Annotated in this window: 27 protein-coding genes; 19 read left to right on the top strand and 8 right to left on the bottom strand. The window is 29.2% G+C overall.

All coding sequences use genetic code 11. From position 1 onward, the window contains the following. Position 1: 1 nt before the first annotated feature. Together V8G69_RS12730 and ribD are read right to left on the bottom strand one after the other, a co-directional pair. A complete protein-coding gene (locus V8G69_RS12730) occupies positions 2-613 on the bottom strand; it encodes an HAD family hydrolase (protein ID WP_394882395.1) in 612 nt (203 codons plus the stop codon). Next, a complete protein-coding gene (gene ribD, locus V8G69_RS12725; RefSeq protein ID WP_394882394.1) occupies positions 606-1,610 on the bottom strand; it encodes a bifunctional diaminohydroxyphosphoribosylaminopyrimidine deaminase/5-amino-6-(5-phosphoribosylamino)uracil reductase RibD in 1,005 nt (334 codons plus the stop codon). Before ribD ends, V8G69_RS12730 begins: the two co-directional genes overlap by 8 nt. 22 nt (positions 1,611-1,632) lie before the next feature. Here ribD and V8G69_RS12720 point away from each other — a divergent pair, with 22 nt between their 5' ends. The 5 genes from V8G69_RS12720 to V8G69_RS12700 all read left to right on the top strand — a co-directional run bounded on the left by V8G69_RS12720 (position 1,633) and on the right by V8G69_RS12700 (position 6,381). Further along, positions 1,633-2,127, top strand: a complete 495-nt coding sequence (locus V8G69_RS12720; protein WP_394882393.1) for a GNAT family N-acetyltransferase — start codon at positions 1,633-1,635, stop codon at positions 2,125-2,127. Continuing rightward, the gene (gene prmC, locus V8G69_RS12715) at positions 2,124-2,993 is read left to right on the top strand and encodes a peptide chain release factor N(5)-glutamine methyltransferase (RefSeq protein WP_394882391.1); all 870 of its coding nucleotides are present in this window, start codon (positions 2,124-2,126) and stop codon (positions 2,991-2,993) included. Before V8G69_RS12720 ends, prmC begins: the two co-directional genes overlap by 4 nt. Further along, positions 2,990-3,571 (top strand): TIGR00730 family Rossman fold protein, encoded by a 582-nt coding sequence (locus V8G69_RS12710; RefSeq protein ID WP_394882390.1) that lies wholly within the window; start codon positions 2,990-2,992, stop codon positions 3,569-3,571. The genes prmC and V8G69_RS12710 overlap by 4 nt, the downstream gene beginning before the upstream one ends. 2 nt (positions 3,572-3,573) lie before the next feature. Then, complete coding sequence (gene ligA / locus V8G69_RS12705; RefSeq protein ID WP_394882389.1) at positions 3,574-5,568, top strand: NAD-dependent DNA ligase LigA; 1,995 nt, start codon at positions 3,574-3,576, stop codon at positions 5,566-5,568. An 87-nt stretch (positions 5,569-5,655) separates the two neighbouring features. Next, positions 5,656-6,381 (top strand): hypothetical protein, encoded by a 726-nt coding sequence (locus V8G69_RS12700; RefSeq protein WP_394882388.1) that lies wholly within the window; start codon positions 5,656-5,658, stop codon positions 6,379-6,381. Here the strand turns inward: V8G69_RS12700 and V8G69_RS12695 are convergent. Next, a complete protein-coding gene (locus tag V8G69_RS12695) occupies positions 6,378-6,761 on the bottom strand; it encodes a DoxX family membrane protein (RefSeq protein WP_394882386.1) in 384 nt (127 codons plus the stop codon). The two genes, V8G69_RS12700 and V8G69_RS12695, sit on opposite strands and share 4 nt — an antisense overlap. A 167-nt stretch (positions 6,762-6,928) precedes the next feature. On the opposite strand from V8G69_RS12695, the gene V8G69_RS12690 reads away from it, so the two are divergent. Next, positions 6,929-7,678 carry a hypothetical protein gene (locus tag V8G69_RS12690; RefSeq protein ID WP_394882384.1) on the top strand — a complete coding sequence of 250 codons (750 nt, stop codon included), beginning with the start codon at positions 6,929-6,931 and terminating at the stop codon, positions 7,676-7,678. Here the strand turns inward: V8G69_RS12690 and V8G69_RS12685 are convergent. Together V8G69_RS12685 and V8G69_RS12680 are read right to left on the bottom strand one after the other, a co-directional pair. Then, positions 7,675-8,592: a bifunctional metallophosphatase/5'-nucleotidase gene (locus V8G69_RS12685; protein WP_394882382.1), complete on the bottom strand. Its 918-nt coding sequence runs from the start codon at positions 8,590-8,592 to the stop codon at positions 7,675-7,677. The genes V8G69_RS12690 and V8G69_RS12685 overlap by 4 nt on opposite strands. Positions 8,593-8,600: 8 nt before the next feature. Next, positions 8,601-9,362 carry a 5'-nucleotidase C-terminal domain-containing protein gene (locus V8G69_RS12680; protein ID WP_394882380.1) on the bottom strand — a complete coding sequence of 254 codons (762 nt, stop codon included), beginning with the start codon at positions 9,360-9,362 and terminating at the stop codon, positions 8,601-8,603. 59 nt (positions 9,363-9,421) lie between these two features. Between V8G69_RS12680 and V8G69_RS12675 the strand changes: the two genes are divergently transcribed. The 13 genes from V8G69_RS12675 (at position 9,422) to V8G69_RS12615 (ending at position 21,782) form a co-directional block, all read left to right on the top strand. Further along, entirely contained in the window at positions 9,422-9,949 is a 528-nt protein-coding gene (locus V8G69_RS12675; protein WP_394882378.1) for a DUF6913 domain-containing protein, read from the top strand. Beyond that, entirely contained in the window at positions 9,942-10,820 is an 879-nt protein-coding gene (gene dapA / locus V8G69_RS12670; protein WP_394882376.1) for a 4-hydroxy-tetrahydrodipicolinate synthase, read from the top strand. Before V8G69_RS12675 ends, dapA begins: the two co-directional genes overlap by 8 nt. 120 nt (positions 10,821-10,940) lie before the next feature. Further along, entirely contained in the window at positions 10,941-11,747 is an 807-nt protein-coding gene (locus V8G69_RS12665; protein WP_394882374.1) for an outer membrane protein assembly factor BamD, read from the top strand. Between the two features lie 5 nt (positions 11,748-11,752). After that, positions 11,753-12,082 (top strand): DNA-directed RNA polymerase subunit omega, encoded by a 330-nt coding sequence (locus V8G69_RS12660; protein ID WP_394882418.1) that lies wholly within the window; start codon positions 11,753-11,755, stop codon positions 12,080-12,082. 7 nt (positions 12,083-12,089) lie between these two features. Then, positions 12,090-13,301, top strand: coding sequence for a bifunctional phosphopantothenoylcysteine decarboxylase/phosphopantothenate--cysteine ligase CoaBC (gene coaBC / locus V8G69_RS12655; protein WP_394882372.1), 1,212 nt, complete (start codon positions 12,090-12,092; stop codon positions 13,299-13,301). Then, positions 13,294-14,181 carry a DUF4835 family protein gene (locus V8G69_RS12650; protein ID WP_394882370.1) on the top strand — a complete coding sequence of 296 codons (888 nt, stop codon included), beginning with the start codon at positions 13,294-13,296 and terminating at the stop codon, positions 14,179-14,181. Before coaBC ends, V8G69_RS12650 begins: the two co-directional genes overlap by 8 nt. A gap of 64 nt (positions 14,182-14,245) precedes the next feature. After that, the gene (gene recN / locus V8G69_RS12645) at positions 14,246-15,898 is read left to right on the top strand and encodes a DNA repair protein RecN (protein ID WP_394882369.1); all 1,653 of its coding nucleotides are present in this window, start codon (positions 14,246-14,248) and stop codon (positions 15,896-15,898) included. A 60-nt stretch (positions 15,899-15,958) separates the two neighbouring features. Beyond that, entirely contained in the window at positions 15,959-16,774 is an 816-nt protein-coding gene (locus tag V8G69_RS12640; protein ID WP_394882368.1) for an enoyl-ACP reductase, read from the top strand. 75 nt (positions 16,775-16,849) lie between these two features. Beyond that, complete coding sequence (locus tag V8G69_RS12635; RefSeq protein WP_394882367.1) at positions 16,850-17,860, top strand: glycosyltransferase; 1,011 nt, start codon at positions 16,850-16,852, stop codon at positions 17,858-17,860. Further along, on the top strand, positions 17,857-18,822 hold the full coding sequence (locus V8G69_RS12630) for a CdaR family protein (protein WP_394882365.1): 966 nt from the start codon (positions 17,857-17,859) through the stop codon (positions 18,820-18,822). Before V8G69_RS12635 ends, V8G69_RS12630 begins: the two co-directional genes overlap by 4 nt. A 16-nt stretch (positions 18,823-18,838) precedes the next feature. Then, entirely contained in the window at positions 18,839-19,423 is a 585-nt protein-coding gene (coaE, locus tag V8G69_RS12625) for a dephospho-CoA kinase (RefSeq protein WP_394882364.1), read from the top strand. 80 nt (positions 19,424-19,503) lie between these two features. Continuing rightward, complete coding sequence (locus tag V8G69_RS12620; protein WP_394882363.1) at positions 19,504-21,075, top strand: sensor histidine kinase; 1,572 nt, start codon at positions 19,504-19,506, stop codon at positions 21,073-21,075. Between the two features lie 2 nt (positions 21,076-21,077). Continuing rightward, positions 21,078-21,782 (top strand): response regulator transcription factor, encoded by a 705-nt coding sequence (locus V8G69_RS12615; RefSeq protein WP_394882362.1) that lies wholly within the window; start codon positions 21,078-21,080, stop codon positions 21,780-21,782. Between the two features lie 206 nt (positions 21,783-21,988). Here the strand turns inward: V8G69_RS12615 and V8G69_RS12610 are convergent, their stop codons facing one another. The 3 genes from V8G69_RS12610 to V8G69_RS12600 form a co-directional block, all read right to left on the bottom strand. Continuing rightward, positions 21,989-22,768: a Cthe_2314 family HEPN domain-containing protein gene (locus V8G69_RS12610; RefSeq protein ID WP_394882361.1), complete on the bottom strand. Its 780-nt coding sequence runs from the start codon at positions 22,766-22,768 to the stop codon at positions 21,989-21,991. A 144-nt stretch (positions 22,769-22,912) separates the two neighbouring features. Further along, entirely contained in the window at positions 22,913-23,572 is a 660-nt protein-coding gene (locus tag V8G69_RS12605) for an alpha/beta hydrolase (RefSeq protein ID WP_394882360.1), read from the bottom strand. A 2-nt stretch (positions 23,573-23,574) separates the two neighbouring features. Then, positions 23,575-23,907 (bottom strand): hypothetical protein, encoded by a 333-nt coding sequence (locus tag V8G69_RS12600; RefSeq protein WP_394882359.1) that lies wholly within the window; start codon positions 23,905-23,907, stop codon positions 23,575-23,577. Positions 23,908-23,909: the final 2 nt, after the last annotated feature.

Raw genomic sequence — 23,909 nt, 5'->3', positions numbered from 1 at the left:
TTTAAAATAATTCTTTTTTAGTCTTAAAAAGTGTAGTTACATCCTCATTTTCTGGATTTATATGCCAAACTTGGTAACCTAATTTTTTTGCAGAATTTATATTGTCTGAATTGTCATCTATAAACAAGGTGTGTTTTGCTTCAAGGTTATTTTCCTTTAATACAAATTGGAAAACGTCTTCATTGGGCTTTCTCAACATTATTTCATGCGATAAATAAAATTCATCAAAACAGTTTTTAAAATTCTCATAAAATGGAATGTTTTCTTTTACCCAATTAATATGAATTTCGTTGGTGTTGCTTAAAAGTATGAGTTTGTATTTTGAAGATTTTTTTAGTTCTGTTAAAAACTCTAACCTGTGATTAGGAAAGTCTTTTAGCATGAAATTCCAATTATCAATAAGTGTTTCTTCTGGAATGTTTGGAAAGTTGTCCGAATAAAACTCAATAAATTCTTCTGTAGTAATTAAACCTTGCTCGTAAAGTGAATTGACAGCAGTCATTTCCTCTGGAAAATTTTTAAGTTTAAAAAGGTTGAGAGCATTTTGAAGAGCTCCATCAATGTCAAGATTTAAGAATACGTTTCCAAAATCAAAAACTATACTTTTAATCATTTGTGTAAATTTTAAGAATGTCTTCTTTAATTTTTGTTTCAGAAACCAATTTTCCTGAAAAAGTTGGGGATTTCACGCCTTCATTGAAATAACAATTTCCAGTAAAAATTCTGGCTTCGTCCCATAAGTTTTCATCAATAAAGGTTTGTAATGTTTTAGTTCCACCTTCAATAATAACAGATGTTATCTCATGTTCAAATAAAACAGAACAAATTTGCTGAGCAATATTTCTTGAAAAGTCTATTTCGTTATTATTTATAGCGATGGTTTTTGCCTCGTTATTAAAAACATTAAAGCTTTTAGAAAGTGAATTGTCTTTATCTAAAACCATACGAATTGGATTTTCGCCTGTCCAATCTCTAGCTGTTAAACTGGGATTGTCTTGCAAAACGGTGTTGACGCCAACTAAAATTGCTTGTTCTTCGGCTCGCCATTTATGCACTAATTGCCTAGAAAATTCATTGGTAATCCAAACAGGTTTTTGTTCGTTTTTAGTTTTTGGTGCTATAAAACCATCAGCTGTTTCTGCCCATTTCAAAATAATATATGAGCGTTTTTTATTATGATATGTAAAAAAGCGTTTATGGTGCTCTTTACATTCTTTTTCTAAAACTCCAATGGTAACATGGCAACCTGAATTCATTAGTTTTTCAATGCCTTTGCCTGCAACTTTTTCATTGTCATCAATACATCCAATAACTATATTAGGAATTTTATGGGAGATTATTAAATCACTGCAAGGAGGAGTCTTTCCGTAATGACTGCAAGGTTCGAGTGTAACGTATAATGTAGCTTTTTTTAAAAGCGATTTATCTTCAACAGAATTAATAGCGTTAACTTCGGCATGTGCTCCACCGTACTTGCTTGTAAATCCTTCTCCAATAATAGCGTTATTTAGTACAATAACACAACCAACCATAGGATTTGGGCGTGTTGTTCCTAAGCCATTTTTAGCAATTTCTATACACCTTTTTATGTATTTTTCATGTATATTCACATCGCAAAAATAAGATTAAAAAATGGGTAATAACAATATCATTATAAGAGAAATTCAACCTGGTGATAATGCTCAAATAGAGAGTGTTATTAGAGCATGTTTTCATGAATTTAAAATTCCATTGGTAGGAACCGCTTATGAAGATGAGGAAACACCTAGAATGTTTGAGTCTTTTCAGAATGAAAACGATATTTATTTTGTAATTGAGTCAGATGGTGAGGTGCTTGGTGGTGGTGGCGTTAAACCTTTAAAAGATTTTGAAGCTGATGATGTTTGCGAAATTCAAAAAATGTATTTCTCTCCAAAAGTTAGAGGAAATGGTTATGGTAAGCTTTTGTTTGAAAAATGTATGCAAACTGCCAAGGATTTAGGATATAAAAAGTGTTATTTGGAATCGGCATCACAATTAAAAGCTGCTATACATATCTATGAATCTTTTGGTTTTAAACATTTAGAAGGCGCTTTAGGAAATACAGGACATTTTTCTTGTGGTGTTTGGATGATTAAAGATTTATGAAATTAAAAAGGATTAAGGAATTATTCCAAAGTGAATTAAAGGGATTGTATGAAGTTGAAGAAATAGATAATTTCTTTTATATTCTTATTGAATTTTATTTGGGTTTAAACCGACTTAAATTTGCATTAAGTCCTGAACAACTTTGTTCCAATGAAGAATATCAGCCTATTCTTGAAGGATTAAATGCTTTAAAGAAAAATATTCCCATTCAATATATATTAGGAGAAACTGAATTTTATGGATTGCCATTTAAAGTAAATCCAAGTGTATTAATACCAAGACCTGAAACAGAAGAGTTGGTTCAATGGATTTTGAACAATCTTTCAACATCAAAAAATAAACTTAGTATTTTAGATATAGGAACTGGTAGTGGTTGTATTGCCATTTCATTAGCTAAGAATTTGCCAAATGCTCAGGTATTTGCTCTCGATGTTAGTAATGATGCGTTAAAAACAGCGTCCCAAAATGCTGAATTAAATCATGTAAATATTGAGTTTATTGAAGCTAGTATATTAAACTCAAAAACATGGCATCCGGATTTTAAAAATTTAAAGTTTGATATCATAGTGTCTAATCCACCTTATGTTCGTGGGTTGGAAAAAGAACAAATGAAAGCTAATGTTTTAGATAATGAACCCCATTTGGCATTGTTTGTTGATGACGAAGATCCATTGAAATTTTATAAAGCCATTACACAATTGGCTGTTGATAATTTAAAGGATGAAGGTTCTTTGTTTTTTGAAATCAATGAGTATCTTGGAAATCCAATGATACAATTATTAAAAGAGCATAATTTTTATGATGTTGAATTAAAGCAGGATATTTTCAAAAAGGACAGAATGATAAAAGGAACTAAAAAAGCATGAAATCAATATCTGTGTTTTGCGGTAGTAGCGAAGGGAATGATGATTATATTATTTCTCAAGCTTATAGTTTAGGTGTTGAGTTTGCTAAAAAAGAAATTACTTTAGTATATGGTGCTGCAAAAATTGGCGTCATGGGACAAGTAGCTAGAGGAGTTATAGATAATAAAGGGAAAACTATAGGCGTGATTCCGGAATTTTTAAAATTAAAGGAAGTTTATCATCCTAACCTGTCAGAGCTAATTGTTACGGAAAACATGCACCAAAGAAAAATAATAATGTATGATAAAAGTGATGGTTTTATTATTCTTCCTGGTGGGTTTGGTACAATGGATGAATTTTTTGAAATTACAACTTGGGGACAATTAGGATTACATTCAAAACCTATTGGAATTTTAAACATTAATGGGTTTTATGATGATTTAATAGCATTGGCTCTCAGTATGGTTAAAAAAGGATTTTTAAAACAAGCTAATTTTGATGCATTAGTTGTTGATACAACAATTGAAGGTTTATTAGATAAAATGAATAACTATAAAGCGGTATCAATTCCTAAGTGGTTAAATAAGGAACAAATTTAATAATGAGTATAAAACAGCAAATAGATCAGCTTAGAAATGAATTAAACGAACATAACTATAATTATTATGTTCTTGATACACCAACCATTTCTGATTTTGAATTTGATATAAAACTTAAGGAACTAAAGGATTTAGAAGCTAAACATCCTGAATTTTTCGATGCAAATTCACCAACTCAAAGAGTTGGAGGAGAAATAATCAAGAATTTTGAAACAATACCTCATGAGTTTCGAATGTATTCTTTAGATAATTCGTATTCAAAAGACGATTTAAAAGACTGGGAAATTAGAACTAAAAAGCTAATTGATGGAGACATTAAATATACCTGTGAGCTTAAATATGATGGTGCTTCTATTAGTATAACTTATGAAAATGGAATTTTAGTTAGAGCTTTAACCAGAGGTGATGGTTTTCAAGGAGATAATGTAACAGCTAATATAAAAACCATAAAATCGATTCCTTTAAAGCTGAAAGGTGATTTTCCTTCTAAATTTGATATTCGTGGTGAAATTGTTTTGCCTTTTGAAGGTTTTAATAAAATGAATGAAGAACGTATTGAAATAGGAGAGGAACCTTACAGAAATCCTAGAAATACAGCTTCAGGAAGTTTAAAGTTGCAAGATAGTGCAGAAGTTGCAAAACGTCCGCTTGAATGTTTGTTGTATAATTTAACCGGAGCCAATCTTGGTGTAAAAACTCAATTTGAAAGTTTAGAAAAAGCAAGACAATGGGGATTTAAAGTGCCAAAAGCCGCAAAACTTGTAAGTTCGTTAGATGAGGTTTTTGAGTTTATTGATTATTGGGATGTTCATCGTCATGATTTACCTTTTGAAACAGATGGTGTTGTTATTAAAGTAAATAGTTTACAACAACAAGAAGAATTAGGTTATACAGCAAAATCACCTCGTTGGGCAATAGCTTATAAGTTTAAGGCCGAACAAGTTTCAACCAAATTAAATAGTATTTCATATCAGGTTGGCAGAACAGGAGCTATTACTCCGGTTGCTAATTTAGAACCTGTTGAGTTAGCTGGCACCATTGTAAAAAGGGCTTCTTTACATAATGCAGATCAAATTGAAAAACTTGATATAAGAGTAGGAGATGAGGTTTTTGTTGAAAAAGGAGGTGAAATTATCCCTAAAATCATTGCTGTCGATTTCAGTAAGCGATTACCTGATTCAAAACCTACAGAATATATAACACATTGCCCGGAATGTCATACAGAACTGGTAAGGCAAGAAGGAGAAGCACAACATTATTGCCCTAATTATAATGGTTGTAAACCGCAGATTATTGGTAGAATTCAACATTTTATTTCTAGAAAGGCGATGGATATTGAGGGACTTGGTGGAGAAACTGTGACTTTATTGGTTAATGCGGGTCTTATCAGTAATTATTCTGATTTGTACGAATTAACCAAAGAGCAAGTTATCCCTTTGGAAAGAATGGCTGAAAAGAGTGCGGATAATTTAATAGAAGGCATTAAGAAATCTATTAATATTCCTTTTGAACGTGTTTTGTACGCTTTAGGAATTCGTTATGTGGGTGAAACTGTTGCAAAAAAACTTTCTAAACATTATAAAAACGTCGATGCTTTAGCAAATGCTTCTCAGGATGATTTAATTAATGTTGATGAAATAGGAGTTAAAATTGCTGAGAGTGTTCAAGAGTTTTTTAAATCGGAAAAAAACGTTTTGATTATTGAGAGATTAAAACAATTTGGACTGCAATTAGAAATTTCGGCAGATCAATTAAAAGAGCAAACAGATAAACTAAAAGGGTTAAGTATTGTAGTTTCTGGGGTTTTTGAAACATTATCGAGAGATGAACTTAAAAAACTAATTGAAGATAATGGCGGCAAAGTGAGTAGTTCAATATCTTTAAAAACAAGTTTTATTATTGCTGGTGATAATATGGGGCCAAGTAAGAGACAGAAGGCAGAGAAGTTAAATATTTTGATTATTTCTGAAAAAGAATTCTTACAAAAAATAGAATAATGTTAAAAAAATATCGATAAAAAGTATTTTTTTATCGTTTATTTGTTTTTTTTTATATATTTGTGCTTTAACTATAAAATTATAGTCATGAGTAAGTCAAAAATTATGGTTGGGTTAGTGTTGTTGGTTTATATAAGTTTTGTTGCATTTCAGTTTAATAGCAGTAATTACTTTGCCGCTTCTTTAGATGCTATATTATTACCCTTAATTACTTTAACTTACTTTATAAATAACCCTAAACCAGAATTGTTTTTCTCTCTCTTTTTGATATGTTATTCAATTGCAGACTTAATTGGTTTGAGTGCTAAATTTGATAATGATTTTATTCCGTATTCTTATTACTACTACATTGGAAATGGTGTTTATATAGTTGCCTATTTAGTGCTTTTGGTAAAAATTTTGAGATCACTTTCATTTTTGCATATTATAAAGAATTTTAAGTTACATATAATTGTCTTGATGGGGCTTAATGTTTATATAGCTTATGTTTTGCAGGTTATTGTTAATCCATATGTAGAAATGACGAATGAATATTTTGTTGAAATTATTTATAATGTGTCCATGTTATTGGTTCTTTCGTCATCTTTACTTGCTTATTTTTATAAAGATGACAGAAAATCTTTATTTATGTTTTTGGGTTCTTTAGCTATTGTTTTTTCAGAAGTAATTGGTGTGGCTTATATGTATGTAGACCAGCAAAATTTATTGAATTTCATTTCTACTTCACTAACACTATTGGCTTTTTACTTTTATTGTCAGCAATCAAGCTTTAATAATGAAGAAATTAACCAATTTCATCAGATCAATAATTAAAGATATTTATTAATAAAAGGAATATTTTTTCTGTAAATCACCAAAATAATTGCTGAGAGCAAAAAGGTAATAACCGCAGTTATAAAAAGAGTGCCTCCATCATTATTTACAGCAATTCCTAATTGCGTTAAATGCATCATAATGGCACCTCCAATAACGACTAAGGCAATAAGAGAACCAGCCCAAGCTGTTTTGGGAATTAATAATAGAATACTTGCAATCAATTCAACAATACCAATACTAATTCTTCCAATAGGTTCTAAGCCTATTTTTGTGAATATGTAAACACTATCTGGATGGGTAGTGAATTTAAAGCGTAATGTTTGAATTAGAATGATTGATACTATTAACCTCAATACTAAAGGAGTATATTTTTTCATATTATCAGGTTTAAAGTTTTGTCGTTCAAAAAGTTAATTCATTTCTTAAATTAAATTATTTTTTAAAAGATTCAGTGAAAAGTGTATTTCATCGATAAAACATATAATTATATCGGTAAAGTATTTTTTATTTTTATATTTGAGTAACCTACTTATGTTATTGAATTATGAAACGTTTACTTTTATTTAGTTTAAACAAAGTATTTGTTGGAGCATTGTTTCTTTTGATTGTATTGAATATAATTGGAGCTGTTAGCGAAGATGCTCTGTTTTTACAATCTACAAAACCGTTATTTATTCCTGTTTTTTTAATTTTCTTTTTTATAAATAATAAGTTCAATAACATTCCATTTATTTTATTCTTTTTATACTCATTTTTAGGAGATTCATCCTCTATGTTTTTTTCAAATGAAATATTTTTAAAAGCATCAAGTATTATGTACTTTTTAAGCTATTTGTGTTTATTAAGTTTTATAATCCCAAAATTTAAATTTGAAGAGTTTAATAAAATAATAGCAATTTATTTAACAATAGTATTACTTATAAACATGTTCTTTTTGTATGTAGTGTACGGTGTATTAAAAAGTATTATACCGGATAGCTTAGAGTTATTTTTATTTGGAATTAAAAGTATTTCTTTAATTGTTTTGGTTATTATTGCTTTTGGAGTCTATTTAAATTCTGAGAGTAGGCAGACAATTTTGTTTTTAATAATGACTTTATGCTTTATGTTTAGTGATTTATTGAATTATATAAGTCAATATTATGTATATCACTGGAGCTTTTTAATGTTAGATAGAATATTACATATTTTAGGATTATTCTATTTATTCAATTTTATTATTGAGTATAATAAAAGCTATAAAAAAGAGGAGATAAAAGAAGACAAATTGCCGGCAAACAATATTTTAGCTTAAACAATAATTGAGGTTCCGTTTGCAGAAACATTTTTTGATGAATCAAAATAAAAATCAATTCTCCCTAAGTTTATTCCATAACAACCTACTTGGTTTACTAGCATATTATTGCCTTCTATATTTTTTACAATAGTTGGTTTCTTTAAAAAGGTATGAGTGTGCCCACCAATAATTAAATCAATATCTTTTGTAGATTCAGCAAGTTTTAAATCACTTATTTTATCTGTTTCATTTTTATAGTTATAGCCTAAATGCGATAAACAAATTATGAGGTCGCACTTTTCCTCGGTTTTTAAAATACGTGTCATTTCCTGGGAAATTTCAATGGGGTCAAGGTATTTGGTTTCTTTATAATTTAATTTGTCAACAAGACCTTCTAGTTCTATACCTAAACCAAAAATGCCAATTTTAATCCCTTCTTTTATAAATATTTTATAGGGTTTAACGTGAGTGTCCATCACTGTATTTGAGAAATTGTAATTTGATGAAATGAACTCAAATTTAGCATGTGGCAATTGCGCATATAAGCCATTCACACCATTGTCAAAATCATGATTTCCAATAGTTGCTGCATCATACTTAAGCATACTCATAAGCTTGAATTCAAGTTCTCCTCCATAATAATTAAAATATGGAGTACCTTGAAAAATATCACCAGCATCTAATAATAGTGTGTTTGGATTTTCTTTTCTAATAGATTCAATCAAACTTGCTCTTCTTGCAACACCACCTTTATTGGCGTTTCTTCCATCTTCAGGTCCAAAAGGATCAATATGACTATGCACATCATTAGTATGAAGAATAGTGATTTTTTTTATTTCAGAGGAGGTTGTGAACGAAGATAAACTTAAATTTCCTAATGTTATTAATGCAGTTCCCGCCGATGTTTTTTGTATAAAATCTCTACGCTTCATTTATTGTGCTATTTTTTAATTTGAATAAATCGATCATCAATTACAGGACTAATGGTGTCAACTTTTTTAAAGTAATCTATAAGAACATTTCTGATTTTATAATTTAAATCATACAAACTGTCATTTGGTTTAAAAAAGGTCATATTATCACCTCCATTATATAAAAAATCATTCGTTGTCACGTAATACGTTTTAGAGCCATCAATTTTATGGCCTTTTATGGTGGCATCAACAACTTTAAAATCCTTGTCAATCGTCAATTTGAGTTTTGAGATAGGATGGGCTTTTTTACTTCTACATAAATAACTAACTAAACTATCAATTTGAGTTCCTTTAAGAGCTACAACTACCAAAGTATTTTCAAAGGGCATAAGTTCAAAAGCTGTTTTAGTAGTAATATTACCTTTTGAAATAATTGAACGAATACCTCCATGATTTAATATCACCATATCTATATCTTTTCCAGTTCTAGCTTTAAAAACAGGATTTGCTTGATCATAAACGGCATCGGCCATAAAATTACCAATGGCTGTATTAAATTCTCCATCTGTTTTTGAATAAGTATTTGCTGAGTAAGCCAAAACACTATCTAAATCTTTAATAATATGCTCTCTATATGGTTTTATGAAATTATCAATATCAGAATCTGTTTGTAGACTATCATTTATTGAAATTTGTTTTCCTTCAATTCTGTATGGGTGTATATCATATTGTTTGCAACCAAAAAAAATAAAAATATTTAACAAAAAGATGAAATGTGTAAACCTCATATATAAAACGAATAATTTTGAATGGACTTTTGTTACATTTGCACAAAGCATAAAGATATATGATTTTAAAGGTTTTTAAAGAAAAATCTAAGAAAAAGTACTTGAACAAAATGTTATCAATTCGCAACATTAATGTTAGCGAACATAAGATTAAAAGTTTAGGGGTTATTATTCATATTGATGAAATTGATGACTTTGAATTGTTTAGAGGATTGTCAAAAGAATTAAATGTTCTTCCAAAGGATTTAAAAGTAATAGCGTATTCAAGTAGCGATAAAAAAGAACAAAATTCTTGGGATGCTTGCTTTTTCAATAAAGATTTTGGTTGGAATGGAACTATAAAAAATATTGAATTAAAGACTTTTTTGGATACTGAATTTGATGCTTTAATAAGTTATTATACTCAGGATGAGTTAGAGCTAAAATTATTAACAGCTTTATCTCATGCAAAATTTAAAATAGGCATTTTGCAAACAGATTTTCGTCTGAATGATTTAATAATAAAAACCAATTTAAAAGAATTCAACGTATTTAAAAAAGAACTCATTAAATACTTAACTATATTAAAAAAAATTAAAAATGAATAGTAAATTCCTAGGTACGGGAGTCGCATTGGTTACACCTTTTAAATCAGATTTAAGTATTGATCATGATGCTCTAACCAATATTGTAAATTTCAATGTAGAAAATGGGACAGATTATCTTGTTATTTGTGGTACAACAGGAGAAAGTGTAACTATAACTAAACAAGAAAAGAAGGATGTTATTGCAACTATAGCTAAAGCAAATAAGGGAAGAGTACCTATGGTTTTAGGTATTGGTGGGAATAATACAGCTCAGGTTATTGAAGAAATAAAAGAGACTGACTTAAGTATTTTTGATGCCATTTTATCCGTATCTCCATATTACAGCAAACCAACACAAGAAGGTTTATATCAACACTTTAAAGCTATTTCAGAAGCTTCACCAATTGATGTTATTTTGTATAATGTTCCTGGTAGAACTTCAAAAAACATGGAACCAGAAACAACCCTTAGGTTGGCAAAGGATTTTAAAAATGTTATTGCAGTTAAAGAGGCAGGTAATAATGTTGCTCAATATTTAAAGTTATTAAAAGACAAACCTGAAGATTTTCTTGTTATCTCTGGAGATGACGATTTAGCGCTAGGAGTTGTATTAGCAGGTGGAGCTGGTGTTATTTCTGTAATTGGGCAAGCATTTCCCAAGGAGTTTTCAAATATGATTAGATTGGGGTTAAAAGGTGAAGCAAAACAAGCTTACAGTATTCATTATAAATTAATGGACGTTACCGGATATATTTTTGAAGAGAATAATCCAGCAGGTATTAAAGCTGTTTTTGAAGCTTTAAACCTGTGCCAAGATACAGTTAGATTGCCATTGGTTCCTGCTTCAGATAAATTAAAACAAAAAATCAAGAGTTTTATTGATAACTTTTAAATAAAAGTTAAATATTACTTAAACACTATGATTGCCATAAATCAAGGTTTATTTTAGCCTTAAAATAATATTTTTAAAATCCATATTAAAACCTTAATTTTGCAAACTGTTTTTCAATTTATGAAGAAGTATATCTATATATTAATAGTGTTATTAACTTTTAGTTCTTGTAGCGAATATCAAAAGGCCTTAAAATCTGAAGATACTGCTACAAAATTTAAGTTAGGTGAAGACTTGTATAATGAGGGCAAATACGAAAAGGCCAATAAACTTTTTGCTCAAATTGTTCCAGATTACAGAGGTAAACCACAAGCAGAAAAATTAATGTATTTGTATTCTCAATCATTTTATAAAATGAAAGATTATTACATAGCAGGTTATCAATTTGAACGTTTTGCATCTAGTTATCCAAAAAGTGAAAAACTAGCAGAAGCCTCTTTTTTAAGTGCCAAGAGTAATTATATGTTATCTCCTGTTTATACTAAAGATCAAAAAGAGACTAAACAAGCTATTGAAAAACTTCAGGAATTTATAAACTTGTTTCCAGACTCAGAATATGTGCCAGAAGCTAATACCTTAGTTAAAGAGCTAGATTATAAATTAGAATTGAAGGCATTTAGTATAGCAAAGCAATACGACCATATTTCAGATTATGAAGCATCAATAAAATCATTTGATAATTTTATATTTGAATTTCCAGGTTCAACTTTGCGAGAAGATGCTTTATTTTATAAATTGGATGCTTCTTACAAATTGGCAACCAATAGTGTAGAATATAAAAAACAATTTAGATTGAACGCTGCTAAAGCAAGTGCAGATGCATTTAAAAAATCCTATTCAAATTCTAAATATATTGAAGAGGTAAATGCAATGTCTAACAAAATTGAGGAAGAATTAAAAAATTACAGCAATAAAGCTAATATATAATGAAGATAGATTTAAAAAAAACCAACGCTCCTGTAAATACAATTACGTATGACAGAAACCAAATAGATGAAGCTACAGAAAACATCTATGAGTCTATATCAATAATTTCTAGACGTGCTGAGCAAATTAACTCAGAAATTAAAAAAGAATTAATTGATAAGTTAGAAGAGTTTGCTACTTACAATGATAGTCTTGAAGAAATTTTTGAAAATAAAGAGCAAATTGAGGTTTCTAAATTTTATGAAAAATTGCCAAAACCTCATGCATTAGCTGTTCAAGAATGGCTAACAGATAAAATTTATTTTAGAAATACTGAGGAAGAAACTCAGGAATAATTTCACCATGTCAATATTAAGCGGCAAAAATATACTTTTAGGCATTAGTGCCGGTATAGCCGCTTATAAAACAGCTTCATTAGTTAGGTTATTTGTGAAAGCTGGAGCCAACGTAAAAGTTGTGATGACACCAACTTCAAAAGAATTTGTTACACCTTTAACCTTATCAACACTTTCAAAAAATCCGGTTTTCTCATCATTTACTTCAGAGGATGATGATAATGATGTGTGGAATAGTCATGTAGATTTAGGGCTTTGGGCAGATTTAATGATCATAGCTCCAGCCACAGCAAATACATTATCTAAAATGGCAAATGGTGTTTGCGATAATTTATTATTAGCAACTTATTTGTCAGCTAAATGCCCAGTGTATTTTGCTCCGGCGATGGATTTAGATATGTATAAGCATCCAACCACTCTACGGTCTTTTAATGTATTAAAAAGTTTTGGAAACATTATGATTCCTGCAACTAGTGGAGAATTAGCGAGTGGATTAGTGGGTGAAGGTAGAATGTCAGAGCCAGAAGATATTATGTCATTTCTTGAACATGATATTTTAGACAAACTTCCTCTAAAAGGTAAAAAAGTACTTATTACAGCAGGTCCAACCTACGAGGCCATTGATCCAGTAAGGTTTATTGGCAATCATTCAAGTGGGAAAATGGGTTTTGAAATAGCAAAACAAGCTGCAAATTTAGGTGCTGAGGTTATTTTAATATCTGGACCAACTTCGCAAACCATTTCTCATAGCTTTATTAAAATAGTACCTATTATTTCTGCCGATGACATGTATAATGCGGTTCATAGCTATTTTAATGATATAGATATTGCCATACTTTCTGCTGCTGTTGCCGATTTTAAGCCAAAACATGTTGCTTCTCAAAAAATAAAAAAGAAAGAAAATACGTTAACGTTAGAATTAGAAAAAACTAAAGATATTTTAGCGTCTTTAGGAGCTATTAAAAAGAAACAATATTTAGTTGGTTTTGCGTTGGAAACTAATGACGAATTAGAAAATGCAAAAGGAAAATTAAAAACTAAGAATTTAAATTTAATTGTTTTAAATTCGTTAAACGATAAAGGTGCAGGTTTTAAATCAGACACCAATAAAGTCACTTTTATTGATGATAAACAAAAAGTAAACGAATTTCAATTAAAATCTAAAGCAGACGTTGCTAAAGATTTAATGAATGAAATTATAAAACAAATTAATGCGTAACATCTTATTTATTTTATTTCTTTCTTTGAGTTTAACAAGTTTTTCTCAAGAACTTAATTGTAGTGTTGTAGTGAATGCTCAACAAACAGGAAATGAAAACTTAACTATTTTCAAAACTTTAGAAAAGCAATTAACCGAGTTTGTTAATAATACCAAGTGGACTAATAGAGTTTTTGCACCGCAAGAAAGAATCAATTGTAGCATGGTTATAAGCATAAGCGATTATAGTGTCGAAGCGTTTCAAGGAACAATTCAAGTGCAATCTTCAAGACCAGTTTACGGTTCTTCATACAGTACACCTCTTTATAATGTTAACGATAAAGATTTTACTTTCAGGTATTTAGAATTTCAAAACCTCATTTTTAACCCTACTCAATTTGAATCAAATTTAGTATCTGCCATTGCATTTCATGTTTATATGGTTTTGGCTTTAGATGCAGATTCTTTTTCTGAAAATGGAGGAGATGTGTATTTAAAACAAGCACAAACTATTGTGAATTATTCTCAACAAGAAAATTATAAAGGATGGAAACTTGAAGATGGTTTGCAAAGTAGATTTGCTTTGATAGACAACATATTATCTCCTACATTTAAAGAGTATAGAGATGTTATGTACAGTTATCATAGAGATGGGTTAGATATTATGAGTGAAAATGCAAAACAAGGAAAAGAACAAATTGCAGCTGCTTTAAAACAGTTTGAAACCATGAATAGCAGAAGGCCAAATTCATTTCTTTTGCGTACTTTTTTTGATGCAAAATCTGATGAAATTGAACAGATTTTTAGCGATGGTCCAAACGTGAATATTGCCAGTGTTCAAGAAACCTTACAAAAAGTTGCTCCAACCTATGCTAGTAAATGGAGAAATATTAAGTTTTAAGTTGTTTTAAATTTAAAACTCAACTATATTTAGTTTTCATAATTTTTAAACCTGTTTACCAAAGTTGCTAACCTCACTATCCATACAGAATTACGCTTTAATTGATAATCTTCATGTTGATTTCAATAATGGACTTTCAATAATAACAGGAGAAACAGGTGCTGGAAAATCAATACTATTAGGTGGTCTATCTTTAATTCTTGGGAAACGCGCAGATTTAAGCAGTTTAAAAGACACCTCTCAAAAATGTATTATTGAAGCAGTTTTTGATGTGTCCAATTATAATCTTAAATCACTTTTTGAAGCCGAAGATTGCGATTATGAAGATCAAACAATCATACGAAGAGAAATTTTACCATCGGGAAAATCTAGAGCATTTGTTAATGATTCGCCTGTTAATCTTAATAATTTACAAATCATTGGTGAGCGTTTAATCGATATTCATTCACAACACCAAACCATGCAATTGGTAAGTAATGAGTTTCAGTTTCAGGTTATTGATGCCTTGGCAAAAAATGATGAAATCCTTCAGCAGTATAAATTAGAATTAAAAGATTTTAAAAAACTTCAAAAAGAACTTAAGGAATTATTGGTTTTTCAGGCTGAGGCGATAAAAGAACACGATTATAATTCATTTTTGTTAAATGAATTAATAGAAGCAAATCTTATTGAAGGAGAACTTGCATTACTTGAAGAAGAATATGAAACTTTAAGTAACGTAGAAGCTATAAAAGAAAAATTATCTGAGTCATATCTACTTTTAAATGATGAGCAAATAGGTGTATTGAATTCGCTTAAGGAATTAAAAAATAATTTCTTGAAATTAAAAGGCTATTCTACAAAATATGATGACTTATTTAATAGAGTAGAGAGTAGTTTTATAGAAATGGATGATGTTTACAGGGAAATAGACAGAATGCATGATACTATTGAAGCGGATCCTAAGCGTTTAGAAGAAGTCAATTCCAAATTATTAAAAATTAATAATTTGATGCAAAAGCATGCAGCTAGTGATATTTCAGAACTTATAAAGATTAAGAATGATTTAGATGAAAAAGTATCCATCACAGAAAACTTGGATAATACTATTCAAAAGAAAAGCAAGGAAATTGAATTAAAAACGATTCAATTAAATGCTATAGCTGAAGAAATTAATAATAACAGAAAAAATGCTATACCAGATTTAATTACTCAATTAGAAACTATTTTAAGTAGTTTAGGTATGCCAAATGCACAATTCAAAATTGACTGTGTTTTTGGAGATAGTTTTTATTCTAATGGAAAAGATGAACTTTCCTTTTTGTTTTCTGCCAATAAAGGCGGACAGTTTAATGAATTGAAAAAGGCTGCTTCGGGCGGTGAATTGTCTAGAATTATGTTGGCTATTAAATCGGTACTTTCAAAATATATTCAATTACCAACCATTATTTTTGATGAAATTGATACAGGTGTTTCTGGTGAAATCTCTAATAAAATGGGAGATATTATGTTGCTTATGAGTAAAACCATGCAGGTAATTTCTATTACTCATTTACCTCAAATTGCAGCAAAAGGACACACGCATTTTAAAGTATATAAAGAAGATATTAATGAGGTTACAACAACCAACTTGATGAAGTTGAATCATGATGAACGCATTGTTGAAATAGCTCAAATGTTGGGAGGCATTGAAATGTCATCTTCTGCTATAGCACATGCTAAAGAATTACTTAATTAATTAGTATCTTTGAACCCGAAATAGAATTATTATTCCAATATATATAAACTTAAATTAAATATGTCATACAATTTACTAAAAGGAAAGAAAGGAATCATTTTTGGAGCTTTAGACTCAAATTCAATTGCTTGGAAAACTGCTGAACGAGTTCATGAAGAAGGAGGTCAGTTTGTTTTAACAAATGCGCCAGTAGCTATGCGTATGGGGCAAATTAACGAATTAGCAGAAAAAACAGGTTCTCAAATTATTCCTGCTGACGCAACATCTATAGAAGATTTAGAAAATTTAGTAGCTAAATCAATGGAAATTCTTGGCGGTAAAATTGATTTTGTTTTGCATTCAATTGGAATGTCTATCAACGTTCGTAAAGGTAAACATTATACAGATCAAAATTATGAATGGACACAAAAAGGAACAGACGTTTCTGCAATGTCATTTCATAAAGTAATGCAAACGCTTTATAAAGCAGATGCTATGAACGAGTGGGGAAGTATTGTGGCGTTAAGTTATATGGCTGCACAACGTGTATTTCCAGATTATAACGATATGGCTGATAATAAAGCATATTTAGAAAGTATTGCACGTAGTTTTGGGTATTTCTTTGGAAGAGATAAAAAGGTTCGTGTAAATACGATTTCACAATCTCCAACACCTACTACTGCAGGAAGTGGCGTAAAAGGATTTGATGGTTTTATTGCTTATGCAGATAAAATGTCTCCACTTGGTAATGCTACAGCTTTAGATTGTGCAAATTATACCGTAACATTATTTAGCGACCTTACAAAACGTGTTACTTTACAAAACCTTTATAACGATGGTGGTTTTAGTAATATGGGTGTGAGTGATGCCGTTATGAGCACCTTTGTAGGTGAATAAAAATATTTTTTAAACAGATAAAAAGAGCCACTTTTTAAAGGTGGCTTTTTTGTTTTGATTAGTTACTTTTGTGATATGCAACTACAGTTTTCATTTATTATACCCGTTTTTAATCGTCCAGACGAAATACATGAACTTTTGCAAAGTTTCACAGAGTTAAAAACCATAGAAAATTATGAAATTGTAATTGTTGAAGACGGTTCTAATATTTCATCTAAGGATTTAGTTGAGGGTTTTAAAGAAAAGCTCAATATTTCATATTTTTTTAAAGAAAATTCAGGTCCTGGTGATTCCAGAAACTATGGAATGAAACATGCCAAGGGAAATTATTTTATCATTTTAGATTCAGATTGTATTTTGCCATCTAATTACTTAGATGAGGTTTCCAAAAGTTTAAAATCAGATTATGTAGATTGTTTTGGTGGTCCGGATACAGCACACGAATCATTTACAAATCTTCAAAAAGCCATAAATTTTTCTATGACGTCATTCATCACAACAGGTGGCATTCGTGGAAATAAAAATAGTGTGGACAGATTTCAACCAAGAAGTTTTAATATGGGGATTTCTAAAAATGCATTTGAAGATTCAAAAGGTTTTGGAAGAATTCACCCAGGAGAAGATCCAGATTTAACCATTAGACTTTGGAATTTAGGTTATAAAACAAAATTAATACCTGAAGCTTATGTGTTTCATAAAAGGCGCATTTCGTGGCAAAATTTTTATAAACAAGTATATAAATTTGGAAAGGTTAGACCTATTTTAAACCTTTGGCATCCAAGCACAAAAAAAATCACTTATTGGTTTCCTTCATTATTTTGTTTAGGCTTTTTAGCTGCTTTAGCTTTATTTTTAATAAATATTAAATGGGTCTTATTCATTTTTATATTGTACTTTATTATAGCTTTTATTTTGGCTTTAATGTCAACTAAAAATTTAATGGTGTCATTACTTACATTATTGGCAATTTTAGTTCAATTTTTGGGTTATGGTTATGGGTTTTTAAAATCGAATGTCATGATATTGCTGAATAGAAACAAAAGTCCTGAAACGATTTTCCCTGAATTATTTTTTAAATTAAAATGATAAAAAAATTAAAAAGAAATATTATTACAGGCATTAAGAACAAAAAAATTAATGTGTTTTTTTTATTTTTATTACTGTCATTTTTAATTTTAATTTTCTCAAAATTATCAAAGGAATATACTAACACAATTGTTTTTACTATTAATAAAATTAATGTTCCTAAGGAATATGTTATCTTAAATGATTCAAATACTAAGCTAAACATTACTTTAAGAACACATGGGTTTAATTGGCTTAAATACTATCTGTCTAAGCCAGAAATAACTATAGATTTTTCAAAAGATGTTAAAAGAAAAGGAGCTCAATATATTTGGGATAAATCTAAAGTTTTTATTAATAGTGAGTCCGAATTTGGAAATCAAGTAGAATTACTTAATGTGAGTCCTGATGAACTTTATTTTAAATATGATGTAAATTTGATAAAAAAAGTTCCTGTAATTGTTAGTGATCAAATTAGTTTTAGCCCAGGTTTTGATGCGTTTAATTCTATTAAAGTTGAACCAGATTCCATTCAAATAGTTGGACCAAATGACATGTTAGTTAATATTAAAAGTATAGAAATTGAAAAAATTGCTTTAGAAAATATAAAATCAGATATTTTAAAGGTTGTGAAACTAAAAATCCCAAAAAACAATAAGGATTTAATTTTTTCAAATGAAGAAGTAAATTTAAGCTTGAAAGTTGAAAAATTTACTGAAGGAAGTTTAAAAGTGCCAATCATATTAATAAATATTCCAGATAGTTTGAGTATTAAATATTTCCCAAAAACTATTAATGTTATTTATTATACTAGTCTAAATAACTTTAATGAAATTTCTGCTAAAGATTTTAAAGTAATCTGCGATTTTAGTAAAGTTAATAACAGTCAAACATTTTTGTTACCAGAGTTAAATAAAATTACCAATAAGGTTAAAACAGCTAAAATTAATCAGCAACATATTGAGTTTATTATAACTGAATAAGCAATCACTAAAAAACATGAAAATAGTTGGACTTACAGGCGGTATTGGAAGTGGTAAAACAACCGTGGCAAACATGTTTCATGCTTTAGGAGTTCCTGTTTATATTGCAGATGAAGAGGCTAAAAAATTAATGTCTTCATCAAAAATTATTAAAAGAAAACTTATTACTTTGTTTGGTGATGATGCATACGTAAATGGAATATTAAATAAACCATTTATTGCAAAAACCATTTTTAATGATAAAGCATGCTTAGAAAAAATGAATGCAATAATACATCCAAAAGTTGGCATTCATTTTAAAAAGTGGGTCTTAAAGCAACAATCTTCATATGTTATTAAAGAAGCTGCTATTTTGTTTGAAAATGGCAGTTATAAGCAATGCCACTATGTAATTACAGTAACAGCACCAAAAGAATTAAAAATAAAACGTCTATTAAATAGAGACAATACCTCTTTGGAAAAGATTGAGGCTATTATGAAAAATCAATGGAGTGACGAGGAAAAAACAAAGCTTTCTAATTTTGTAATTATAAATTCAGAACTAGAAAAAACAAAAAAACAAGTAGCTAAAATACATAAGAAAATTCTTGAAAATGTTTAATAATTCTTAAATTTTAACATTTTTGTTAATGTAAGGTTAAAACGCAAGATAGCTAAATGTTAAAATGTTAATTTTGAACAATGAGCAAGAGAATATTTGTCCTATTGGTTCTATTAATGAGTATGTCTCTTATAGGAATCATATTTGTTCAGGCATATTATATTAAAGATTCTGTTAAGAATGAAAAGGAACGATTTGAATTCAACGTAAAAAAAGCGTTGAGTTACGTTTCCAATGCAATTGAGGACAATGAATTAGATACATATTTTGAAAAGTATCAAAAATTAATAAGTGATAAAGATGTTGATTCAGTTTCAGTTTCGCAATTGTTTATTTATCAACAGAATAACAATACAAAAGAAACACTTATATATAAAAGTGGAGTTTTAGAAGAGAACTATAAATTATCTTCATCGCTCTTTGACATTGGAATAGATAGTTCTAATATTAAAAGTATCATTGGAAGCTCAAATCTTGAAGTTTATAAAAATGATGATATTTCTAATAAAGATTTAAAAAAGTCACCCATTGTTAATATTATAAACAGTGGCAGATTGCTAGATGCAGAAAGAAACTATTTTGAGAAAACCTTTAAAGCTTATACAAAAACATTACCTGTATATCAGCGCGTAACAAAAGAACAAATTTCAAGTCTTTTAAGTAAAAAACTTAAAGAAGATAAAATTGACTTAAATTTTGAATTTGCCATTTATGGAAATGATTTAGCTACTAAAGTGCATAGCGATGGTTTTGAAAAAAATTTAGAATCAACCTATAATGTGCCTATTTTTTATGATGAAAACAATCAAAGTAATTATAAGCTTTGGGTAAGTTTTCCTGATGATAATAAATTTATTTTATCATCCATAATAGGAATGATATTTTTATCTGTAATTTTTACATCTATTATAATTTTAGCATATTCAAGTGCCTTGTATCAGTTAGTTAAACAACGTAAAATCTCGCAAATAAAAACAGATTTTATTAACAACATGACACATGAATTTAAAACACCAATAGCTACTATAAACTTAGCTCTTGATGCGATTAAAAATCCTAAAATTATTGATGATAAAGAAAAGGTGATATGTTATCTTAATATGATAAAAGAAGAAAACAAGCGGATGCATGCACAGGTTGAAAACGTATTAAGAATATCTAAACTAGAAAAAAATGAACTTAACATTAGTAAAGACAGAGTTAAGTTACACGATTTAATTAACGATGCCATTACGCATGTAGAATTGATTGTTGAAGACAGAAAAGGACATATAAAAACTTTTCTTGAAGCAGAAAAATCTTCAGTCTTGGCTAACGAAACACATTTTACCAATGTGATAGTTAATATTCTGGATAATGCGATTAAATATTCGCCACAAGCACCAGAAATTGAAGTGTACACAGAAAATGTTGGAACCAACATTCTGTTAAAAATAAAAGATCATGGTAGCGGAATGAGTAAAGCTGCCCAAAAGCGTGTGTTTGAAAAATTTTATAGAGAACACACTGGAAATATACATAACGTTAAAGGTCATGGTCTTGGTCTGGCGTATGTTAAACGAATTGTAGATGACCACCAAGGTCATGTAAAAGTAGAAAGTGAAAAAGATAAAGGAAGCACATTTACCATAAAGCTTCCGTTAATAACATAATTATGGAAGAACAAAACAAGAAAATTTTATTAGTAGAAGACGATCCTAATTTTGGAACTGTTCTTAAAGACTATTTAATGATGAATGATTATGACGTAGTTCATGCCAAAAACGGCATGGAAGGTTTTGAAAAATTCAAAAAAGACGATTTTGATTTATGTATTTTAGATGTCATGATGCCATACAAAGATGGCTTTACTTTGGCGAAAGAAATACGTGAAAAAAATAAAGAAGTGCCTATTGTATTTTTAACGGCTAAAACCATGAAAGAAGACGTTTTAAAAGGGTATAAAGTAGGTGCTGATGATTATTTGAATAAGCCTTTTGATAGTGAAGTCTTGCTAATGAAGATTAAAGCCATTATGCAACGTAAGGCTACAGAAACTATTTCGGATAGCAAACAATTTGAATTCAAAATTGGAGCTTTCGACTTAAATTCTAAACTTCGTTTTTTGCGTTTTAAAGGTGGTGATCCTGTGAAATTATCTCCAAAAGAAAATGAATTATTACGATTATTAGCTTTGCATGAAAATGATTTAATGCCACGTCAATTAGCATTAACTAAAATATGGAGAGATGACAATTATTTTACATCAAGAAGTATGGATGTTTATATTGCTAAATTGCGTAAGTATTTAAAGCTAGATGAAAAAGTAGAAATCCTTAACATACATGGTGAAGGATTTAGATTAGTAATTAATAGCTAATTGATATAAAAATAATGAATTAAAAAGCCAGCTTTAAAGCTGGCTTTTTTTATGTGTTATTATAAAATAAATATATGAATTTTTTTAAGTTCGTTTAACGTTTGGTATATGGAAAGTTGCGTGTTTGCGAGCGAAGATTTTCCGTAGGAAAATCAGACTTAGCAAAATTGCACGAGCCTTTGATTAAGAACTAAATTAAGCATTTTTTATACACGGTGTTTTAAAACGTTTTTTTTAGAATCAAATTCCTCATTCAATGTAGTTAGAAAAGATTTAAGACTTTTATTAATTTTATTCTGAATTTCACAAAGAAACTTAATTCTCTCCTTTTTTAAAATTTTGATTTTATAGTCAATGAGAACTTTTGGAAATGCTTTTTTGAAATCATCTCCAAGTTCATAATTAAGGCTCTTTGCAATTAAATAAATTCCTAATCCATATTCATTTTCAATAGAATCTTTTTCGTCATCTATATAAATTCCGCGATGAGTATTTAAATGCCTATAATCTATATATTCTTTAAATGTTTCATGATAATTTTCAATTTGAGCTAAACAAGGTGTTTCTTTTGGTAGTTTTTGATTAAGTCTTTTCCAGTTACAGTCTTTCCGTTCAATTCCCAAACAATAAACTTCATTTACCAATAATTTCATAATTTCGGATATAGTATGAACTTTGTGAAATAACACTTCTGTATGGTATTGAATATATTCTAATTCTCCAATACCATTTTCATGGTAAAATTTTTTGCTTGGAAATCTTCGTAAAAAGATTGAAATAAAATCTATTTGTTCAAAAACACTTCTTAGTTCGCTGTTAATTTTGCCAACATCAGATAAATACTTTTCATAGATATTTAGTAAATGATAATTGTTTTGTCCATACTTAAATCCAGGTTTTTTACTTAAATCATTTATGATTACAGAAGTAGAATAAAGTAAATTTATAGTAAATGGATTATTTATATACTTTTCTTTTTCTGTCAATTTTTGTCAAATGTTTTATAACTATGCTGATATGAAATCGTTTTAATGTTTTATATCAGACGTTAAACGAAGTTATGTTTTTTTCTGACAAAGTCAAACAACAATTGTCCTCGCACCCATGATAATATTAAAAAAAATGCTTTTTTATTGAATACGTTGTAACAACCACTCTTTAAGTTCATAAAAATTTTGTGGTGCAACACCATGACCTACTGGGAATTCTGAGTAGATGAGTTTAATGTTTAAACTGCTTAAAAATGGTGGAGTTTGTCTGGCCCACTCAACAGGAATTACTTGGTCAACACTTCCATGAGAACAATAAAAATCTAAATGTGAGTAGTCTTTGGTTGTAATATTTTCAGGGATAATATCTTTATTAATATATCCGCTCAAAGCCACTACATTTCTAATTTTTTCAGGATAGGTTAAAGCAACTGCATAACTTAAAATTGTTCCTTGGCTAAAGCCTAAAAGTGACACATTGTTTTTATTAACAGGATATTTGTCAATAGCTTCATCAACAAAATCCGCAATTAAATCCCTAGATTCTTTTGCTTGCTCATTATCACTCCATTTTCCTTGAATGGCATCAAAATTAATAGCATACCAAGCATTTCCATATGGTTGAAGTGAATAAGGCGCCCTCACTGAAATAATAAAAAGCTCTTCTGGCAATTCGCTTGCAAAAGAAAACAAATCGTTTTCATCACTTCCATATCCATGCAACATAATTAATAATGGTGCATTTTCAACTAGGCTAGATTTTCTAACAATATGATATAAAGAAAGTGAAGTGTTTGTCATGGTTATTTACCTAAATTAGCAAATAGTTTTTGGTATAATTCTCCAACAAGTGGTACGGTTTGCGCTTTTCTGGCAATGGCATTTGCAAAACCAAAAATAAAAAGCACACCAAAAAACATATAAAATCCAAAGGTGATAAACCAACTGTCAAAAACACCAACGATATAACCCAATGCAAAAAACGTTAGCCAAAGTCCAAGCGCTTGTCTTATATGAAAACTGGCAAACTCGTTTTTGTTTTCATTATTTAGGTAAAAAGCTATAATGGTTCCAAATATGGTTAAGTAACTAATAATAGCGTTGTTTCTTCCTGCTTCAATATCTTGTTCTGTCATAA

Origin of the sequence: Gaetbulibacter sp. M235, assembly GCF_043876835.1 — a bacterium.
Lineage (GTDB): Bacteria > Bacteroidota > Bacteroidia > Flavobacteriales > Flavobacteriaceae > Yeosuana.
This window is presented reverse-complemented; position numbering and strand designations above follow the sequence as displayed.

Excerpts from the sequence above, each read along its gene's own strand:
- V8G69_RS12675 (WP_394882378.1), top strand. The coding sequence starts at position 9,422 with ATGATTTTAAAGGTTTTTAAAGAAAAATCTAAGAAAAAGTACTTGAAC.
- V8G69_RS12635 (WP_394882367.1), top strand. The coding sequence starts at position 16,850 with ATGCAACTACAGTTTTCATTTATTATACCCGTTTTTAATCGTCCAGAC.
- ligA (WP_394882389.1), top strand. The coding sequence starts at position 3,574 with ATGAGTATAAAACAGCAAATAGATCAGCTTAGAAATGAATTAAACGAA.
- V8G69_RS12720 (WP_394882393.1), top strand. The coding sequence starts at position 1,633 with ATGGGTAATAACAATATCATTATAAGAGAAATTCAACCTGGTGATAAT.
- V8G69_RS12640 (WP_394882368.1), top strand. The coding sequence starts at position 15,959 with ATGTCATACAATTTACTAAAAGGAAAGAAAGGAATCATTTTTGGAGCT.
- prmC (WP_394882391.1), top strand. The coding sequence starts at position 2,124 with ATGAAATTAAAAAGGATTAAGGAATTATTCCAAAGTGAATTAAAGGGA.
- V8G69_RS12650 (WP_394882370.1), top strand. The coding sequence starts at position 13,294 with ATGCGTAACATCTTATTTATTTTATTTCTTTCTTTGAGTTTAACAAGT.
- V8G69_RS12710 (WP_394882390.1), top strand. The coding sequence starts at position 2,990 with ATGAAATCAATATCTGTGTTTTGCGGTAGTAGCGAAGGGAATGATGAT.
- V8G69_RS12680 (WP_394882380.1), bottom strand. The coding sequence starts at position 9,362 with ATGAGGTTTACACATTTCATCTTTTTGTTAAATATTTTTATTTTTTTT.
- V8G69_RS12685 (WP_394882382.1), bottom strand. The coding sequence starts at position 8,592 with ATGAAGCGTAGAGATTTTATACAAAAAACATCGGCGGGAACTGCATTA.
- V8G69_RS12700 (WP_394882388.1), top strand. The coding sequence starts at position 5,656 with ATGAGTAAGTCAAAAATTATGGTTGGGTTAGTGTTGTTGGTTTATATA.
- dapA (WP_394882376.1), top strand. The coding sequence starts at position 9,942 with ATGAATAGTAAATTCCTAGGTACGGGAGTCGCATTGGTTACACCTTTT.
- coaE (WP_394882364.1), top strand. The coding sequence starts at position 18,839 with ATGAAAATAGTTGGACTTACAGGCGGTATTGGAAGTGGTAAAACAACC.
- V8G69_RS12665 (WP_394882374.1), top strand. The coding sequence starts at position 10,941 with ATGAAGAAGTATATCTATATATTAATAGTGTTATTAACTTTTAGTTCT.
- V8G69_RS12630 (WP_394882365.1), top strand. The coding sequence starts at position 17,857 with ATGATAAAAAAATTAAAAAGAAATATTATTACAGGCATTAAGAACAAA.
- V8G69_RS12730 (WP_394882395.1), bottom strand. The coding sequence starts at position 613 with ATGATTAAAAGTATAGTTTTTGATTTTGGAAACGTATTCTTAAATCTT.
- V8G69_RS12615 (WP_394882362.1), top strand. The coding sequence starts at position 21,078 with ATGGAAGAACAAAACAAGAAAATTTTATTAGTAGAAGACGATCCTAAT.
- coaBC (WP_394882372.1), top strand. The coding sequence starts at position 12,090 with ATGTCAATATTAAGCGGCAAAAATATACTTTTAGGCATTAGTGCCGGT.
- V8G69_RS12605 (WP_394882360.1), bottom strand. The coding sequence starts at position 23,572 with ATGACAAACACTTCACTTTCTTTATATCATATTGTTAGAAAATCTAGC.
- V8G69_RS12695 (WP_394882386.1), bottom strand. The coding sequence starts at position 6,761 with ATGAAAAAATATACTCCTTTAGTATTGAGGTTAATAGTATCAATCATT.
- V8G69_RS12620 (WP_394882363.1), top strand. The coding sequence starts at position 19,504 with ATGAGCAAGAGAATATTTGTCCTATTGGTTCTATTAATGAGTATGTCT.
- V8G69_RS12690 (WP_394882384.1), top strand. The coding sequence starts at position 6,929 with ATGAAACGTTTACTTTTATTTAGTTTAAACAAAGTATTTGTTGGAGCA.
- V8G69_RS12600 (WP_394882359.1), bottom strand. The coding sequence starts at position 23,907 with ATGACAGAACAAGATATTGAAGCAGGAAGAAACAACGCTATTATTAGT.